Annotated in this window: 16 protein-coding genes and 1 pseudogene; 12 read left to right on the forward strand and 5 right to left on the reverse strand. The window is 60.0% G+C overall.

Annotation, left to right across the window (positions count from 1 at the left end):
• Positions 1–100: 100 nt before the first annotated feature.
• Both ACYZUC_RS17935 and ACYZUC_RS17940 read right to left on the reverse strand, forming a co-directional pair.
• Positions 101–403: a cell division protein ZapA gene (locus ACYZUC_RS17935; RefSeq protein ID WP_461989527.1), complete on the reverse strand. Its 303-nt coding sequence runs from the start codon at positions 401–403 to the stop codon at positions 101–103.
• Positions 400–630, reverse strand: coding sequence for a hypothetical protein (locus ACYZUC_RS17940; RefSeq protein ID WP_077045075.1), 231 nt, complete (start codon positions 628–630; stop codon positions 400–402). The genes ACYZUC_RS17935 and ACYZUC_RS17940 overlap by 4 nt, the downstream gene beginning before the upstream one ends.
• A 404-nt stretch (positions 631–1,034) precedes the next feature.
• Between ACYZUC_RS17940 and ACYZUC_RS17945 the strand changes: the two are divergent.
• From ACYZUC_RS17945 to selO, 5 genes and pseudogenes are all read left to right on the forward strand, one after another.
• Positions 1,035–1,790: pseudogene (locus tag ACYZUC_RS17945) on the forward strand (MCP four helix bundle domain-containing protein); the annotation flags it as partial.
• Positions 1,782–2,645 (forward strand): methyl-accepting chemotaxis protein, encoded by an 864-nt coding sequence (locus ACYZUC_RS17950; protein WP_407013414.1) that lies wholly within the window; start codon positions 1,782–1,784, stop codon positions 2,643–2,645. The pseudogene ACYZUC_RS17945 and the gene ACYZUC_RS17950, both read left to right, overlap by 9 nt.
• A 252-nt stretch (positions 2,646–2,897) precedes the next feature.
• On the forward strand, positions 2,898–4,640 hold the full coding sequence (locus tag ACYZUC_RS17955; RefSeq protein ID WP_461989528.1) for a potassium/proton antiporter: 1,743 nt from the start codon (positions 2,898–2,900) through the stop codon (positions 4,638–4,640).
• A 34-nt stretch (positions 4,641–4,674) separates the two neighbouring features.
• On the forward strand, positions 4,675–8,025 hold the full coding sequence (gene mscK, locus ACYZUC_RS17960) for a mechanosensitive channel MscK (RefSeq protein ID WP_461989529.1): 3,351 nt from the start codon (positions 4,675–4,677) through the stop codon (positions 8,023–8,025).
• Positions 8,026–8,073: 48 nt separating this feature from the next.
• Positions 8,074–9,537 carry a protein adenylyltransferase SelO gene (gene selO / locus ACYZUC_RS17965; protein ID WP_461989530.1) on the forward strand — a complete coding sequence of 488 codons (1,464 nt, stop codon included), beginning with the start codon at positions 8,074–8,076 and terminating at the stop codon, positions 9,535–9,537.
• Positions 9,538–9,543: 6 nt separating this feature from the next.
• On the opposite strand, the gene mazF is transcribed toward selO, so the two are convergent.
• Both mazF and mazE read right to left on the reverse strand, forming a co-directional pair.
• Entirely contained in the window at positions 9,544–9,906 is a 363-nt protein-coding gene (mazF, locus tag ACYZUC_RS17970) for a type II toxin-antitoxin system toxin MazF (RefSeq protein WP_461989531.1), read from the reverse strand.
• Complete coding sequence (gene mazE / locus ACYZUC_RS17975; RefSeq protein ID WP_461989532.1) at positions 9,906–10,175, reverse strand: type II toxin-antitoxin system antitoxin MazE; 270 nt, start codon at positions 10,173–10,175, stop codon at positions 9,906–9,908. Before mazE ends, mazF begins: the two co-directional genes overlap by 1 nt.
• Before the next feature lie 265 nt (positions 10,176–10,440).
• On the opposite strand from mazE, the gene trxC reads away from it, so the two are divergent.
• Complete coding sequence (gene trxC, locus ACYZUC_RS17980; protein WP_461989533.1) at positions 10,441–10,881, forward strand: thioredoxin TrxC; 441 nt, start codon at positions 10,441–10,443, stop codon at positions 10,879–10,881.
• 141 nt (positions 10,882–11,022) lie between these two features.
• Here trxC and ACYZUC_RS17985 read toward each other — a convergent pair whose 3' ends face one another.
• Entirely contained in the window at positions 11,023–11,793 is a 771-nt protein-coding gene (locus ACYZUC_RS17985) for a ParA family protein (protein WP_461989535.1), read from the reverse strand.
• A gap of 355 nt (positions 11,794–12,148) precedes the next feature.
• Here ACYZUC_RS17985 and ACYZUC_RS17990 point away from each other — a divergent pair, with 355 nt between their 5' ends.
• The 6 genes from ACYZUC_RS17990 to ACYZUC_RS18015 are packed head-to-tail and all read left to right on the forward strand — an operon-like array spanning position 12,149 to position 16,385.
• Positions 12,149–12,874, forward strand: a complete 726-nt coding sequence (locus ACYZUC_RS17990; protein ID WP_461989536.1) for a beta-ketoacyl synthase chain length factor — start codon at positions 12,149–12,151, stop codon at positions 12,872–12,874.
• Complete coding sequence (locus ACYZUC_RS17995; RefSeq protein WP_461989537.1) at positions 12,850–13,659, forward strand: lysophospholipid acyltransferase family protein; 810 nt, start codon at positions 12,850–12,852, stop codon at positions 13,657–13,659. Before ACYZUC_RS17990 ends, ACYZUC_RS17995 begins: the two co-directional genes overlap by 25 nt.
• Positions 13,640–13,900, forward strand: coding sequence for a phosphopantetheine-binding protein (locus ACYZUC_RS18000; RefSeq protein WP_461989538.1), 261 nt, complete (start codon positions 13,640–13,642; stop codon positions 13,898–13,900). Before ACYZUC_RS17995 ends, ACYZUC_RS18000 begins: the two co-directional genes overlap by 20 nt.
• 9 nt (positions 13,901–13,909) lie before the next feature.
• A complete protein-coding gene (locus ACYZUC_RS18005; protein WP_008025124.1) occupies positions 13,910–14,164 on the forward strand; it encodes an acyl carrier protein in 255 nt (84 codons plus the stop codon).
• Positions 14,161–14,706, forward strand: a complete 546-nt coding sequence (locus ACYZUC_RS18010; protein ID WP_008025126.1) for a COG4648 family protein — start codon at positions 14,161–14,163, stop codon at positions 14,704–14,706. The genes ACYZUC_RS18005 and ACYZUC_RS18010 overlap by 4 nt, the downstream gene beginning before the upstream one ends.
• Positions 14,703–16,385: an AMP-binding protein gene (locus ACYZUC_RS18015; RefSeq protein ID WP_461989540.1), complete on the forward strand. Its 1,683-nt coding sequence runs from the start codon at positions 14,703–14,705 to the stop codon at positions 16,383–16,385. Before ACYZUC_RS18010 ends, ACYZUC_RS18015 begins: the two co-directional genes overlap by 4 nt.
• The last annotated feature ends 74 nt before the right edge of the window (positions 16,386–16,459 follow it).

Genomic DNA, 16,459 nt, shown 5'->3' on the forward strand with positions numbered 1-16,459 from the left:
GGAGCACCCCCAAAGAATAAGAGGCTGAAACACTGCAACAGCCGCGCCGATTGTATACAACACAAACGACAATTTATTCTTTGGTTGTGCGCAAAGCCGATCAGGCCTGATTGATCGTCTTGGAGATCACTTCAACCGTGGCGCTGACTTGCTCTTGGTAACGGTCGAGTTCGAGCTTGTGCTGCTTTTTCATTTCGATCTGCTGAGAACACAGATTCATCGCGGCCAGTACCAGAAGGCGGTCACCGATCAGAGCCGGGTACTTTCTTTTGGTGTCGGCCAAAGCAGCCTTCAACATCAATGCGGCGTCCAGCAGGGTTTGCTCTTCCCCGGCCGGCGCCTTGATCGAATAGTCCTCCCCCAGGATCGAGACGACTTTTACCCCTGCGGCGCCGACACTCATGCGCTGACCGGGCCGGCGCTGACGCGTTCAACCAGGGCTTGAATGCGAGCGGCGGTCGCACCTTGTTTCTCTTCCTGTTCCATCAGGCTCAGTTGCAGGCTTTCGTTTTCATCCTTGGCCTGGGCCAGTTCTGCACTCAGGGCCTGGTTGGTGCCGAGCAGGCTCTGGTTCTGTTGAACAAGGTCGCTGACCAGTTGTTCCAATTGGCTTAGGGATGCTTCCAACATTTTGATTTTCCAAGCATTTTCAAGGGGCGCGTACGATAAAGAAAAGTCACCACGGATGCCAGGGTTATTGGGGCGCAAGGCCTTGATTTTCATGGCGGGCGACCTTCCTCGCGAACTTTAAAGACTGTGATTGGCGGATCTGGTTCCTGCACTTCGTCGCCATAGTTTCTGTAGGAGCGATGCTTGCTCGCGAAGGACGTCCAGACAACGCGTTCATCCAGACTGCACGCGTTACCGTTAACGCCCTTCGCGAGCAAGCTTCGCTCCTACAGGAAACGGTCTGACTGCGACAAATACGCGCAGCCCCTCAAGACTTTAGTCGTATGACCGATAAGTCATCCATACGTCAGTCTCAGCGCCGCACAGGTGCGCTCTTTTCGGTAAACACCATGTCTCTTCGTAATATGAATATCGCTCCGCGGGCGTTCCTCGGTTTCGCCCTGATTGGCGGTCTGATGCTGGTTCTGGGGGTGTTTGCCTTGAACCAGATGAGCAAGATTCGCGGTGCTGCCGAGGAGATCACCTTGAGCAGCGTGCCGAGTATCAAAAGCCTCGACGAGTTCACTCAACTCACCTTGCGCTTGCGGGTGCTGTCCTACCGTTTGCTGGTGAACCGCGAGCCCGATGTTCAGCAGAAAACCATGGAGCTGCTGGACACGCGCAACCAACAGATTCGTGCGGCTCAAGCCACCTACGAAAAACTGATCGCCAGCCCGCAGGAACGTGCAGCCTACGATCAATACATACAGTTGCTGGGGCAATACCGTCAGATCGAAGACCGGATGAAAACCCTGTCGCGCAACAATCAGGTCGATGAACTGCGCACGCTGCTCAACACTGATCTGCTGACCAACTCCGAAGCCGTCAACGCGGTGCTCAATCGCTTGCTGGAGATCAACACCCAGCAGACCCTCGACACCAATCAGCGCGCCGCCGATCAATACGATTCGGCCTTCAATCTGGTGATCACCTTGCTGGTCATCGCTACCGGCCTGACCGTGCTGTTTGCCTGGCTGCTGACCAACAGCATCACCAAGCCAATCGCCAATGCCTTGAGCGCTGCCGAACAAATCGCCGAAGGCAACCTGACTCGCCCGATCACCGTTGATGGCGAAGACGAAGCCGGCCGTTTGCTGCTGGCCATGTCGAAGATGCAAGACAAGCTGCGTGACACCCTGCAGCGGATTTCCGGCTCGGCCACGCAACTGGCCTCCGCCGCTGAAGAGCTCAACAGTGTCACCGACGAAAGCGCCCGTGGCCTGACCCAACAGAACAATGAAATCGAACAGGCCGCCACCGCTGTCAACGAAATGACCAGCGCCGTGGAAGAAGTCGCACGCAACGCGGTGAGCACCTCGGAAGCGTCGAAAAACGCCACCACGTCGGCCGGTGACGGTCGTGATCTGGTGCAGGAAACCGTCAGCGCCATCGAACGCATGAGCGCCGATGTGCAGAGCACGGCAACGTTGATCGGCGATCTGGCCAATGAATCCCGCGACATCGGCAAGGTACTGGACGTGATCCGTGGCCTGGCGGACCAGACCAACCTGCTGGCCTTGAACGCCGCCATTGAAGCGGCCCGTGCCGGTGAAGCCGGGCGCGGTTTTGCGGTGGTGGCGGACGAAGTGCGTGCCCTGGCGCACCGCACTCAGCAATCGACCAGCGAAATCGAACGCATGATCGGCAGCATTCAGACCGGCACCGAGCACGCGGTGGATTCGATGCGCAACAGCACCGAGCGCGCCGAGTCGACCTTGAATATCGCTCGCGGCGCAGGGATGTCGCTGGACACGATCAACAGCGCCATCGTCGAAATCAACGAACGCAACCTGGTGATCGCCAGCGCGGCCGAAGAACAGGCCCAAGTGGCCCGTGAAGTGGACCGTAACCTGGTGAACATTCGTGATCTGTCGGTGCAATCGGCCACCGGCGCCAATCAGACCAGCGCCGCGAGCAACGAGCTGTCGCGATTGGCAGTGGACCTGAACACAATGGTTGGACGGTTCAGCCTCTGATCCGCTAACACCACAAATCCCTTGTAGGAGCCGGCTTGCTGGCGATGGCGGTCTCAAGATCATCGCAAAACTTGAGGGCCCCATCGCCGGCAAGCCGGCTCCTACAAGGGATCGCGTGTGGACGGATCATGTGTCGGGCTTTTGATCTGCAAAAGCTTTTTGACAGCATCACATTTCAACAGGTTAGAATCGCTGGCACGCAGACTGCATGGTCAGTTTGCGCCCGCCTTTCAGCTTTCTGGAGTACTGCCTTTGAATGCGACGACCATCAACAGCCTGTTCTTGATCGGCGCGTTGCTGGTAGGTGCGAGCATTCTGGTGAGCTCACTTTCGTCCCGCCTCGGCATCCCGATTCTGGTGATCATTCTGGCCGTGGGCATGGCCGCCGGCGTCGATGGCGGCGGGATTATTTTCGATAACTACCCAACGGCCTATCTGGTCGGCAACCTCGCACTGGCGGTGATCCTGCTCGATGGCGGTTTGCGCACCAGGGTGTCGAGTTTTCGCGTGGCGTTATGGCCGGCGCTGTCGCTGGCCACGGTCGGGGTGTTGATCACCACCGGGCTGACCGGCATAGCCGCGGCGTGGTTGTTCGATCTGAACCTGATTCAGGGCCTGCTGATCGGCGCCATCGTCGGCTCCACGGATGCTGCGGCGGTGTTCTCGCTGCTCGGCGGCAAAGGCCTGAACGAACGGGTCACCGCCAGTCTCGAAATCGAATCCGGCAGCAACGACCCGATGGCGGTGTTCCTCACCGTCACCCTGATCGACATGCTCGCCAGCGGCCAGACCGGCCTGCACTGGAGCCTGCTGACCCACCTGCTGCGCGAGTTCGGCATCGGCGGTGTGATCGGGCTCGGTGGCGGTTGGCTGATGTTGCAATTGGTCAACCGGATCAATCTGGCCACCGGCCTCTATCCGATTCTGGTGATCGCCGGCGGCCTGGTGGTGTTCGCCCTGACCAACGCCCTGCATGGCAGCGGTTTCCTCGCGGTTTACCTGTGCGGCCTGGTGATCGGCAACCGTCCGGTACGCAGCCGCCACGGGATTCTGCACATGCTCGACGGCATGGCGTGGCTGGCGCAGATCGGCATGTTCCTTGTGCTGGGCCTGCTGGTCACGCCGCACGACTTGCTGCCGATCGCCTTGCCCGCGCTGGGCCTGGCGCTGTGGATGATCCTGTTCGCACGGCCACTGTCGGTGCTGGTCGGCCTGCTGCCATTCAAGGCCTTCCACGGTCGCGAAAAAGCCTTCATTTCCTGGGTTGGCCTGCGCGGCGCGGTCCCGATCATTCTCGCGGTGTTCCCGCTGATGGCCGGCCTGCCCAACGCCCAGCTCTACTTCAACCTCGCCTTCTTTATTGTGCTGGTGTCGCTTCTGGTACAGGGGACGAGCCTGCCGTGGATCGCCAAACTGTTAAAGGTGACGGTGCCACCGGAACCTGCGCCGATCTCGCGTTCAGCCTTGGAAGTGCATGTCACCAGCGAGTGGGAGCTGTTCGTTTATCGCCTCGGTGCCGAAAAATGGTGCATCGGTTCGCCCCTTCGCGAACTGAAAATGCCCGAAGGCACACGCATCGCCGCACTGTTTCGTGGCCAGCAACTGCTCCATCCGTCGGGTAGTACAGTGCTCGAAGTCGATGATTTGCTCTGCGTAATCGGCCACGAACACAACCTGCCGGCCCTTGGAAAACTGTTTAGCCAGGCGCCTCAACGAGGCCTCGATTTGCGTTTCTTCGGCGACTTCGTACTCGAAGGAGATGCCCAGCTGGCGGCGGTTGCTGCCCTGTACGGGTTGAAAGTCGAAGACATCGATCCGGACATGACTCTGGCCAGTTTCATTGCTCACAAAGTGGGCGGTGCGCCAGTCGTGGGTGACCAGGTGGAGTGGAACAACACCATCTGGACCGTCGCGGTCATGGAAGGGAACAAGATCGGCAAAGTGGGCGTCAGATTCCCCGAAGGAAGTCGCCCGGGTCCGGGACTCTTCCTCTAAACTTCATTCTTCGTCTCGTTTTCGATCGGTCTCTATGTCAACCCTGCGCACCTTTTTCATCATGGCCCTGCTGGGCTTGAGTCTGTCTGTCGGCACGTTGCAAGCGGCGGAACCGCCGTCCAGCGAAGCCGTGCAGGCGAGCCTGGACAAGATCGCCGACCGCAAACTGCCGGAAGCCGATCAGAAAGCCCTGCAAACGCTGCTGCAAAGCACGCTGACCCAGCTCAACAACAAGCGTGATTACGAGCGCAAGCTGGCCGATCTCAAGCAGCAACTCGCTACCGCGCCCAAGCAGAACATCGAGAACCAGCGCGAGCTGACGCGCCTCAAAGCCACCAGCGCCATCCCTGTGGCGCAACGCTATAGCAAAGAATCCGTGCAGCAGCTCGAGCAAATGCTGACCGAGCGCGCTACCCAGCAAAGCGATCTGCAAAAAGCCCTCGCCGATGCGAACAGCCTGGTCATTACCGCCCAGACCCGCCCTGAGCGCGCCCAGGCCGAAATTTCCACCAGCCAGACGCGCATCCAGCAGATCAATAACATCCTCAAGGCCGGCAAAGACAACGGCAAGACCTTGAGCAGTGAACAACGTGACCTGCTCAATGCCGAACTCGCGGCACTGAATGCGCTGATCCCGCTGCGTCGCCAGGAACTGGCCGGCAACAGCCAGTTGCAGGACCTGGGCAACAGCCAGCATGACTTGCTCTCGGAAAAATCCGACCGCCTGGATCGCGAAATCCAGGAGCTGCAAAACCTGATCAACCAGAAACGCCTGGCCCAGTCCCAGGAGACGGTGACACAGCAGTCGATCGAGGCGCAAAAGTCCGGCAGCAGCACCCTGCTGGCCACCGAAAGTGCGGCAAACCTGAAGCTTTCGGACTACCTGCTCAAGAGCACCGACCGTCTCAACGAAGTCACCCAGCAGAACCTGCAAACCAAGCAGCAACTCGATAACGTAACCCAGAGCGATTCGGCCCTCGACGAGCAAATCAGCGTACTCAAGGGCAGCCTGCTGCTGTCGAAAATCCTCTACAAACAGAAACAGGGTCTGCCGCGCCTCAAGGTCGACCGCAACCTGGCCGACCAGATCGCCGACATTCGCCTGTATCAGTTCGAAGTCAGTCAGCAACGGGAATTGCTCAGCAACCCGGCGACCTATGTCGACAACCTGCTGTCGACTCAGCCGCCCGAGCAAGTCACCCCGCAACTGCGCAAGAGCCTGCTGGAACTGGCCACGACCCGCGCCGATCTGCTGGAGCGGCTGAGCCGCGAACTCAGCGCGGTGCTCAACGAATCGATCACGCTGCAACTCAATCAGAAGCAACTGCTCAGCACCGCACAAAGCCTGCGGGCGACCCTAGACGAACAGATGTTCTGGATTCCCAGCAACAAGCCGCTGGACCCTGAATGGATACGCAGCGTGCCGGAGCGTCTGCAACGCCAGGTGGCGAGCCTGCCGCTGGCGTCGAGCGTGAGTGAATTGATTGACGGCCTGACTCAGCGACCGCTGCTGTTTCTACCGTTGGTACTGGTGATCGGTGCCCTGCTGTGGCGGCGTAAAAGCCTATATGCCCGACTGAACAAGGTTCACCAGGACATCGGCCACTTCAAGCGTGACAGCCAGTTGCACACGCCGCAGGCGATTCTGGTCAATATCCTGCTGGCATTGCCGGTTGCGCTGGGCCTGGCCCTGTGTGGCCTGGCCCTGCAAATCGACGCTCGGGGGCAAAACGCCAACATGGGCGCGGCGCTGCTGCAAATGGCTCAGGCCTGGCTGGTGTTCTACACCGCCTACCGGATCCTCGCGCCGGGCGGCGTCGCCGAACTGCATTTCCGCTGGGAAAAGCCTCAGGTCGAATTCCTCCAGGGCTGGGTCCGTCGTCTCGGGCTGGTGGTCATGGCGTTGGTCGCGGTGGTGGCCGTTGCCGAGCTGCAACCGGCGGGGCTGGCCGATGACGTGCTGGGCATGCCGGTCGTACTGATCTGCTACGCGTTGATGACCTGGCTGCTCAGCCGATTGCTGATCAGCAGCCCGACGCACGAAAACGCCTCGTTATTCCGCAAAGCGGTCGGGGTCCTGTTCACCGTCCTGCCTGTCGCGCTGTTCGTGGCGGTGTGCTTCGGCTACTACTACACCGCGCTGAAGCTCAGCGACCGCTTGATCAACACGCTTTACCTGCTGATGTTCTGGCTGGTGATCGAAGCCACGTTCGTCCGCGGCCTGAGCGTTGCGGCACGCCGTCTCGCGTACCAGCGCGCCCTGGCCAAACGTCAGGCCGCGAAAGAGGCCGGCGATGGCGAAGCGGTGATCGAAGAGCCGACCCTGGACATCGAGAAGGTCAACGAGCAGTCGCTGCGCCTGATTCGCCTGGCGCTGCTCGGCGGTTTCATCGCTGCGCTGTACTGGGTCTGGTCCGATCTGATTTCGGTGTTCTCGTACCTCGACAACATCACCCTCTACGAATACACCAGCGGCACCGGCGCCAACATGAGCATGGTGCCGATCAGCATCGGCGACATGCTGGGGGCGCTGATCATCATCGGCATAACCTTCGCCCTCGCGCGCAACTTGCCAGGGCTGCTGGAAGTGTTCGTATTGTCGAAGCTGAACCTGGCGCAGGGCAGTGCCTACGCCACGACCACGCTGCTGTCTTACGTGATCGCCGGCATTGGTTTCGTCTCGACCCTGTCCACGCTCGGCGTGAGTTGGGACAAGTTGCAGTGGCTGGTGGCGGCGCTTTCGGTGGGACTTGGTTTCGGGATGCAGGAGATTTTTGCGAACTTCATCTCCGGGATCATGATCCTGTTCGAACGCCCGGTGCGGATCGGCGACACGATCACCATCGGCAACCTGTCGGGCACGGTCAGCAAGATCCGCATCCGCGCCACGACCATCACCGACTTCGACCGCAAGGACATCATCGTCCCGAACAAGACGTTCATCACCGGGCAACTGATCAACTGGTCGCTGACCGACACCATTACCCGGGTGACCTTGAAGCTCGGCGTCGATTACGGTTCAGACCTGGACCTGGTGAAAGAACTGCTGCTCAAAGCCGCCCGGGACAACCCGCGCGTGCTGAAGGATCCGGAACCGCATGTGTACTTCCTGAACTTCGGCGAAAGCACCCTCGACCACGAGCTGCGCATGCATGTGCGTGACCTCGGTGACCGCAACCCGGTACTCGATGAGGTCAACCGCTTCATCAACCGCGAGTTCAAGAAGCAGCACATCAACATTTCGTTCCGGCAGATGGAGGTTTACCTGAAGAACCTGCACGGCCAGGAATACAAAATGGTCCCCATCGAGCCGGAAACCAAAACCATCGTGCCGATGGCCGATGGCAAACCGCTGCAAGAGCCGCCGCCCGCCAAACTCGACTAACCGCCCTATCCCTAGCAGAATGCTCGGACATTCTGCTGGAGATGGCCGGTGAAAGCCCTCGACGAACTGACCTTCGATAATCGCTTCGATCGCCTGGGCGATACGTTTTCTGCCCACGTACTGCCCGAGCCCATCGACAACCCGCGCCTGGTCGTCGCGAGCCCTGCCGCCATGGCGCTGCTCGACCTTGACCCGGCCGTGGCCGAAACCCCGGAGTTCTCCGAGCTGTTCAGCGGCCACAAGCTTTGGGCCGACGCGGTGCCGCGTGCGATGGTGTATTCCGGGCATCAGTTCGGTTCCTACAACCCGCAGTTGGGCGATGGCCGCGGCCTGCTGCTGGGCGAGGTCTACAACGAGGCCGGCGAGCATTGGGACCTGCACCTCAAGGGCGCAGGCCAGACGCCTTTTTCGCGCATGGGCGATGGCCGTGCGGTGCTGCGCTCGTCGATCCGCGAGTTCCTTGCGTCCGAAGCGCTGCATGCCCTGAACATCCCGACCACCCGCGCGTTGTGCGTGATCGGCTCCGACACGCCGGTGTGGCGCGAAAAACAGGAACGCGCAGCCATGATCCTGCGCCTGTCACCGAGCCATGTGCGATTCGGGCATTTCGAGTATTTCTACTACACCAAACGCCCCGAAAAGCAGAAAGAACTCGGCGAGCACGTGCTGGCCATGCATTTCGCGGAATGCCTCGAACAGCCAGAACCGTACCTGGCGATGTTCCGCGAAATCGTCGAGCGCAATGCCGAGCTGATCGCCAAATGGCAGGCTTATGGCTTCTGCCACGGCGTGATGAACACCGACAACATGTCGATCCTCGGCATCACCTTCGACTTCGGCCCGTTCGCCTTCCTCGATGACTTCGACGCCAACTTCATCTGTAACCACTCCGACGATCAGGGCCGTTATTCCTTCAGCAACCAGGTGCCGATCGGCCAGTGGAACCTCAGCGCGCTGGCCCAGGCACTGACGCCGTTCATCAGCGTCGAAGCCCTGCGCGAAACCCTCGGCCTGTATTTGCCGCTGTTCCAGGCTCACTACCTTGACCTGATGCGCCGCCGCCTCGGCCTCACCACCGCCGAAGACGATGACCAGAAACTGCTGGAACAGCTGCTGCAACTGATGCAGAACAGTGGCGTCGATTACAGCCTGTTCTTCCGCCGCCTCGGCGACGAGTCTCCCGAGCTGGCCGTCGCCCGCTTGCGCGACGACTTCGTCGACATCAAGGGCTTTGATGCCTGGGCCGAGCGCTATGTCGCCCGTGTTGCCCGCGAAGGTGAAGTTGACCAGGAACAACGTCGCCAACGGATGCACGCGGTCAATCCGCTCTACATCCTGCGCAACTACCTGGCGCAGAAAGCCATCGATGCGGCGGAAAGCGGCGACTATTCAGAGGTTCGCCGGCTGCATGCGGTGCTGAGCAATCCGTTCGAGGAACAACCGGGGATGGAGGGTTATGCCGAACGGCCGCCGGAGTGGGGGAAGCATTTGGAGATCAGTTGTTCCTCTTGAGGGGGTTCAATCCAAAGGATCGATGACACTGACAACACGAGCGACGATATCGGCCATCGTGACGTCATCCAGTCGCTCGATGAATTTGGCCGAGCCATCACGGACTCTTTGTTCAATGTCGAAGCTGCGCACTTGGTTGCACACTGCGACGCCGTTCGTTTCGTGACCAGAAACTATGACCGCCAATCCGGAGTTTCGGCTAAAGCTCCCAGCACTGGTTATCGGCACGGTCATGCTCACTCCGAGCGAGTTTATCTCCCTGGGCGTAATCACCACGAAGCGATGCCGGTTCATCATCTCCCGGCCCGCAACCGGATTTGGATCAATCCAGTAGACGTCACCCCGCTGCGGGGCTTGCCGCCTAACCATCAGCCTAGCTCCCGGCCGACTGGATCGCCCTCTCGTGCAAATGCTGTCTGCGCGTTCAGCTTGGCTACTTCTTCAGAACCTTCAAGCAATTCGGCGAGGCTGTAGCGTTTGCGAAGTGGTTGTCTGACCGGACGTGCGATCAACTCCCCGTCGACCACGTCAAGTTCCAACTGCGCCCCTACCTCCAAGTGCAAAAGCTTCAGTAGTGTAGGCGGGAGAGTAATAACGGCAGCACCACCTTGACGGCGGATTTTCGATGTCACGGACATGGGATCACTCCTATCCGACAATTTAAAGATATCGACTTCTCGATGAGTGCAACAAAAGTAGCACGTGGTAAAAGACAAAAGCGAATTCCTCATCAGGGGTGGTTGTGGCTGCCTCCAGCGTAGCCACGGAACCCAAACTGAAAGCCTGAAATATGTGAGCATTTGCGACATTGCAGCGTCCCACTAAAACCTTTTCCTGCTTGATAAAAGCTGTATTCGACTCCAGATCAGTGTCATGGATTACCCATTTATTCAGAGCCCGATTATGTCCGACCCACTCCTCATCCTCATCCCCTGCCCCCACTGCAACGGCCTCAACCGCATCCCCGCCGAGCGCCTCGGCGATCAGCCGAAATGCGGTCGCTGCAAAGCCGAGGTCTTGCTGAGCAAGCCTTTCGAATTGAAACAAGGTGACTACGCCAGTCAGATAAAGGGCGATCTGCCGTTGCTGGTGGACGTGTGGGCGGATTGGTGCGGGCCGTGCAAGTCGTTTGCGCCGGTGTTCGAGCAGGCGGCCAGTCAGTTGGCGGGCAAATGCAGGCTGGCCAAGCTGGATAGCGAGGCGAATCAGCAGTTGTCGGCGCAGTTGGGGATTCGCTCGATTCCGAGCCTGATTCTGTTCAAGAACGGCCGGGAAGTGGCACGCCAGAGCGGGGCGTTTCCGTTGCCGCAGTTGATGAGCTGGTTGCGTAGCCAGGGGATCTGAAGCCCCCCGTTTCTAATGTGGGAGCGAGACCGGCTTGCCGGCGATGGCGGAGTGTCAGTCGACATCAGTTTTGACTGTAACGCCACTATCGCCGGCAAGCCGGTCTCGCTCCTACATTTGATCCGCGGTGATTCTGTGGAATCAGGCGCTTTCGAGCAGGCTATGCAGCTCGACGAATTGCTGGGTCAGTTTGTGCCGTGGGTCGAGGTGGATCAGCGGCGTGTTGGCCTGATGCGATTCACGCATTCGCACTGAACTGCCCAAATACACCGGCAACACCGGCAAACCTTCGGCAATCAGCTCGTCGAGGATTTGCTGGGGCAGGCTGGCGCGGGCCTGGAACTGGTTGACGACGATACCCTCGACCTCCAGCCCTTCGTTGTGGTCGTCCTTCAATTCTTCGATTTCCGCCAGCAGGCCGTACAGTGCCTGACGCGAGAAGCTGTCGCAGTCGAAGGGGATCAGCACACGATCGGCGGCAATCAAGGCAGACACCGCATAAAAATTCAGCGCTGGCGGCGTATCGAGGTAGATCCGGTCGTAATCTTCGGCCAACTCGTCGAGCAGTTTGCGCAGCTTGTTGATCTTGTGTTTCGCCTCAAGCTTGGGCTGCAAGTCCGCCAGTTCGGCGGTGGCGGTGATGACGTGGAGGTTGTCGAACGGGGTTTCGTAGATATCGACCTGGTTTTTCTTCGAGAACGGGCCCGAAGACAGCGTTTGCTTGAAGAAGTCGGCAATACCCATCGGAATGTCATTACCGGTGAGCCCGGTGAGGTACTGGGTCGAATTGGCCTGAGCATCGAGATCCACCAACAGGGTGCGATAGCCCTCGCTGGCACTGACCGCCGCCAGATTGCAGGCAATGCTGGATTTGCCCACGCCGCCTTTCTGATTGAAAACCACGCGCCGCATGTCAAAACCTCCGTGTATCAAAGAATGACCGAGTGTAGTAGTCCACGGCGTCGCTTAGCTACCTCGCCGGCACAGGGACTACGCAGTCAGGTGCAAACACTCACTGAAAAAGCTGCCATCTCGTCTGGAAAAATGCGCCCGTAGCCGACAGACATACGCTACTCGATGTGGATAATGGCCAAACGACAGCTTTTCACGAACCAATCGGTACATTTCGCTGAGCAAAATGTAACCAACATTTGCTACGCGCTCGCCGCACCGGGATAATGCGCGCCACTCGACGCTCAGCGTCACGTCAGGTAAATCGCCGATTTCGCGACTTGCCGCGTCAAGAAAGCCCGCAGGGGCGGGATGAATGTCTGTGATCAACTTCAACATCGCCCAATGGCGCGCGTGGGCCCCTGGGCTCGAAAGCGTGGACGATTGGCAGGCCTGGAGCCGACAACCGGTCGTGCTGCCAAGCTGCGATGCCGCCCCCGACGTCTCGTTTCTGCCGGCCATGCAACGGCGGCGGCTCAGCCGTCTGGCGCGGATGGCGTTCAGTGTCGGCTGGCCGTTGGCCGATGGTCGCCCTGACCTACCGTTGGTCTTTATTTCCCGTCACGGCGAAACCCCGCGCACCTTCGATATCCTCAGCGACCTGGCCGCCGATCAGCCCCTGTCGCCGACCCAGTTCAGCCTGTCTGTGCACAACGCAGTCATCGGCCTGTGGTCGATCATGCGCGGCGAAACCAGCGAAATGACCGCTCTGGCTGCGGCCGGCGATGGTCTTGAACACGGCATGCTAGAGGCTGCGGCGCTGCTTGGCGAAGGAGCGCCCGCAGTCCTGCTGGTGGTCACCGAAGAGCAGCCACCCGAAGCTTACTCGACCTGGATCGACGACGTGCCCCTCCCCTACGCGGTGGCTTTGTTACTCACGCCGGGCAATGACTGGCAACTGTCCCTGAACAGCACTTCGGATGAGTTGTCCAAAGCTCACTGGCCCCATGCCCTGAATCTCTTGCGTACCCTGCTGGGCCAGCAGACTACCTGCCAACATGCCTGGAAAAATCGTGTATGGAACTGGCAACGCAATCGGTAACCGAAAAAAACCGCGACGCCTATTACTGGCGTTTGCTGGCCACCGCCGCAAGCTTCACCCTCTTCGGATTGGGCGGGCTTTGCCTGCGCCTGGTGATATTCCCGGTGCTGGGCTGTCTGCCTGGCGATGCGCAGACGCACCGCTTGCGTGCACGGCAAACCGTCAGCCGCTGCTTCTGGTTTTTCGTCCGGTTCATGGCCCGCACCGGCGTGCTGACCTACGACATCGAGGGCGCGGAAAAACTCGGCCGCCCCGGGCAAATGATCATCGCCAATCACCCGTCGCTGATCGACGTGGTGTTCCTGATCGGCCTGGTGCGCCATTCCAACTGCGTGGTCAAAAGCAGCCTGTGGGAAAACCCCTTCACCCGTGGCCCATTACGCTGCACCGAATACATCAGCAACGACGGCAGCATGGACATGCTCGACGCTGCGGCCGACGCGCTGAAAAGCGGTCAGACTCTGATCATTTTCCCGGAGGGCACCCGCACCCAGCCCGGCGAAGCACCCGCCTTCCATCGAGGTGCGGCGTCGATCGCACTGCGCGGTGCGAAAATCCTCACTCCCGTGGTCATCAAGGTCAGCCCGACCACCTTGACCAAGGCCGAACCCTGGTATCGGATCCCAAAACGTCGCGTGCACTTCAGTTTCCGTGTCGGCGCCGATATAGACCCACAGGCCTTCGCCGCGCAAGGCCCCGCGCCTCAAGCCTCGCGCAAGCTCAATGATTACCTGCATCACTACTTTATTAAGGAGCTCGCCGAAGATGAGCGATCTGCACCGTGAAATTAAACTGTTGATCATCGACGCCCTTGGCCTCGAAGACATCAGCGTCGAAGACATCGGCAACGACCAGACGCTGTTTGGTGAAGGCCTGGGCCTGGACTCCGTCGACGCCCTGGAGCTCGGCCTGGCGATCCAGAAAAGGTACGGCATCAAAATCGACGCCGACGCCAAGGACACCCGTAATCACTTCAGCAACGTGGCGAGCCTTGCGGCGTTCGTCACTGCAAAACAGGCAGCTTGAGACCGGACCATGCAAACTCGTGACGACATTTTCAACACCTTGCGCGATGCCCTGGTCGAACTCTTCGAGCTGGATCCCGAACGTGTCAGCCTCGACTCCAACCTGTACCAGGACCTGGAAATCGACAGCATTGACGCGGTCGACCTGATCGATCACATCAAACGCCAGACCGGCAAGAAAATCGCCGCCGAAGAATTCAAATCGGTGCGTACCGTCAGCGACGTCGTCGAGGCGGTCTACCGTCTGGTTCAGCCGGCCGCATGAGTCGACTGATCGGCCTCGGCCTGCTGCTCGCGGGGCTGCTGTACCCTTTCGCGGTGTATTTCGGCATGGAGCATTTCGCCCCGTGGCAGTTTGGCCTGCTGCTGGGCAGCCTGTGGCTGGCGCGAGCAGTGACGGGCGTGCGTCGACCAGGGAGCCTGTGGATGGCCATCGTCGCCATCGTGTTTTGCCTGTTGCTCGCACTCTTCGACAGCCCCGCCATGCTGCGCTGGTACCCCGTGCTAATCAGCGGCTTCATGCTGGTGCTGTTCGGGTTGAGCCTGAAATTCGGCCCGCCGATGATCGAGCGTCTGGCCCGCCTGCGTGAGCCACGCTTGCCGGCCAAGGCCATTCGCTACACCCGCCAGGTCACCATTGCCTGGTGCTGGTTTTTTCTTTGCAACGGTTTGTGCGCCGCCGCCCTGACCCTCTGGGCGCCGCTGAGTTGGTGGATGTTGTACACCGGCCTGATCTCCTATGGATTGATCGGCCTGATGTTTGCCATTGAATGGCTTATACGACAACGGGTACGAGGCCACCCATGAATTGGATAAAACTTGAGCAACTGTTGCTCAAGGCTCAACCGGAACGCGCCGTGACGGCCGGGCCGGTGCTGAATCACGCACAGTTGTGCGAACAGGCCCTGAGCCTGGCCGCCGGCCTGCAAGCGCAGGGTGTGCGGCGCATTGCCGTGCATCTGGAAGACGCCGCCGACCTGGCGATTGCCCTGCTTGGCGCCTGGCGTGCCGGGGTCAGCGTGTTGCTGCCTGCCGACCTGCAACCCCAGACGCGCCAGCGCTGGTCGAGCGAAGTCGATCTGTGGCTGACGGATCAGGCCGATGACGCGCAGTTGAGCGACTATCGCCATGCGCCGCTGAGTGGCGCAGCGCTGGACCTGGATCGCTGCACGCTTAGCCTGTGCACCTCCGGCTCCAGCGGCGCGCCCAAACGCATCGACAAAAACCTGCGCCAACTGGCCAATGAAGTCGAAGCGCTGGAACACCTCTGGGGCGCATATCTGGCTGAAGCCTGCATCATCGGCAGCGTCGCCACCCAACACATCTACGGTTTGCTGTTTCGGGTGTTGTGGCCGCTGTGTGCCGGTCGCTCGTTCGTGCGCAAGCAACTGGCCTTTCCGGAAGATTTGCAGCGCGCCAGCCGCGAACACCCGGCCTTTGCCTGGGTCGCCAGCCCGGCGCTGCTCAAGCGCATGGGCGACAACCTCGACTGGCCGGCCTTGAGTGCGGTTCGTCGGGTGTTTTCCTCGGGCGGCGCATTGCCGGCCGAGGCGGCTCAAAGCCTGCAGCAACGCCTGCAACAGTGGCCGACGGAAATCTTCGGCAGTTCGGAAACCGGCGGCATTGGCTGGCGCCAGGGACTTGATTTGTGGCAGCCGTTTGCCGGCATCGAATTGAACCAGGACAGCGATGGCGCGCTGCTCATTGCCTCGCCGTACCTGCCACCGGGCCATATTGAACACACCGCGGATGCCGCGCGAATCGCTGTCGACGGCCGCTTCGAATTGCTGGGCCGTCTGGACCGGATCGTAAAACTGGAAGAAAAACGTATCTCGCTGCCGATGCTGGAACACGCACTGATGGCCCACGACTGGGTCGCCGAAGCGCGCCTGGGCGTGGTTCAGGAAAATCGCGCTTCACTGGGTGCATTGCTGGTGCTGAGCGAGCAAGGATTGCACGCCTTGCGCAATCAAGGTCGACGCACCCTCACTCAGACATTGCGCCAACACCTGAGCCAGCATTGCGAAGCCCTTGCCTTGCCTCGACGCTGGCGTTTACTGCGGCAGTTGCCGCTGAACGCTCAGGGCAAACTGCCTCAGGCCGACGTCGAAGCGCAACTGCTGGCGCCGCGTCCAAAGGCACCGCAAGTGCTGGAGCAGGTCGAAGCCGATGGCGAATGGAGCCTGCAACTGGCGGTACCACCGGACCTCGCGTACTTCAGCGGTCATTTCCCTCAGGCGCCGGTATTGCCCGGCGTGGTGCAAGTGGATTGGGCGTTGAGCCTTGGCCAGCAATTGATGAACCTGCCGGAAAAATTCGCCGGCATGGAAGTGCTGAAGTTCCAGCAACTGGTGCGCCCCGGCGATGAAATCCAGTTACACCTGCGTTTCGATCCGGTACGCAGCAAGTTGTATTTCGCCTATCGCAATGAGACCGCTACGTGTTCCAGCGGGCGGATTTTGCTGGAGGCTTCGAGTGATGCATAAATTTGGTGAGTGCTGCGCACTCAATCGCGAGCAGGCTCGCTCCCACATTGGAATTGTGCAAAACGGCCCCCTGT

The sequence above is a fragment of the Pseudomonas sp. GT1P32 genome (assembly GCF_054897805.1).

Coding starts and splice junctions, on each gene's coding strand:
- ACYZUC_RS17935 (WP_461989527.1), bottom strand. CDS start 403: ATGAGTGTCGGCGCCGCAGGGGTAAAAGTCGTCTCGATCCTGGGGGAG.
- ACYZUC_RS18000 (WP_461989538.1), top strand. CDS start 13,640: ATGAGCGATCTGCACCGTGAAATTAAACTGTTGATCATCGACGCCCTT.
- ACYZUC_RS17950 (WP_407013414.1), top strand. CDS start 1,782: ATGCAAGACAAGCTGCGTGACACCCTGCAGCGGATTTCCGGCTCGGCC.
- ACYZUC_RS18005 (WP_008025124.1), top strand. CDS start 13,910: ATGCAAACTCGTGACGACATTTTCAACACCTTGCGCGATGCCCTGGTC.
- ACYZUC_RS17995 (WP_461989537.1), top strand. CDS start 12,850: ATGGAACTGGCAACGCAATCGGTAACCGAAAAAAACCGCGACGCCTAT.
- trxC (WP_461989533.1), top strand. CDS start 10,441: ATGTCCGACCCACTCCTCATCCTCATCCCCTGCCCCCACTGCAACGGC.
- ACYZUC_RS17985 (WP_461989535.1), bottom strand. CDS start 11,793: ATGCGGCGCGTGGTTTTCAATCAGAAAGGCGGCGTGGGCAAATCCAGC.
- mazF (WP_461989531.1), bottom strand. CDS start 9,906: ATGGTTAGGCGGCAAGCCCCGCAGCGGGGTGACGTCTACTGGATTGAT.
- ACYZUC_RS18015 (WP_461989540.1), top strand. CDS start 14,703: ATGAATTGGATAAAACTTGAGCAACTGTTGCTCAAGGCTCAACCGGAA.
- mscK (WP_461989529.1), top strand. CDS start 4,675: ATGTCAACCCTGCGCACCTTTTTCATCATGGCCCTGCTGGGCTTGAGT.
- ACYZUC_RS17940 (WP_077045075.1), bottom strand. CDS start 630: ATGTTGGAAGCATCCCTAAGCCAATTGGAACAACTGGTCAGCGACCTT.
- mazE (WP_461989532.1), bottom strand. CDS start 10,175: ATGTCCGTGACATCGAAAATCCGCCGTCAAGGTGGTGCTGCCGTTATT.
- ACYZUC_RS18010 (WP_008025126.1), top strand. CDS start 14,161: ATGAGTCGACTGATCGGCCTCGGCCTGCTGCTCGCGGGGCTGCTGTAC.
- ACYZUC_RS17990 (WP_461989536.1), top strand. CDS start 12,149: ATGTCTGTGATCAACTTCAACATCGCCCAATGGCGCGCGTGGGCCCCT.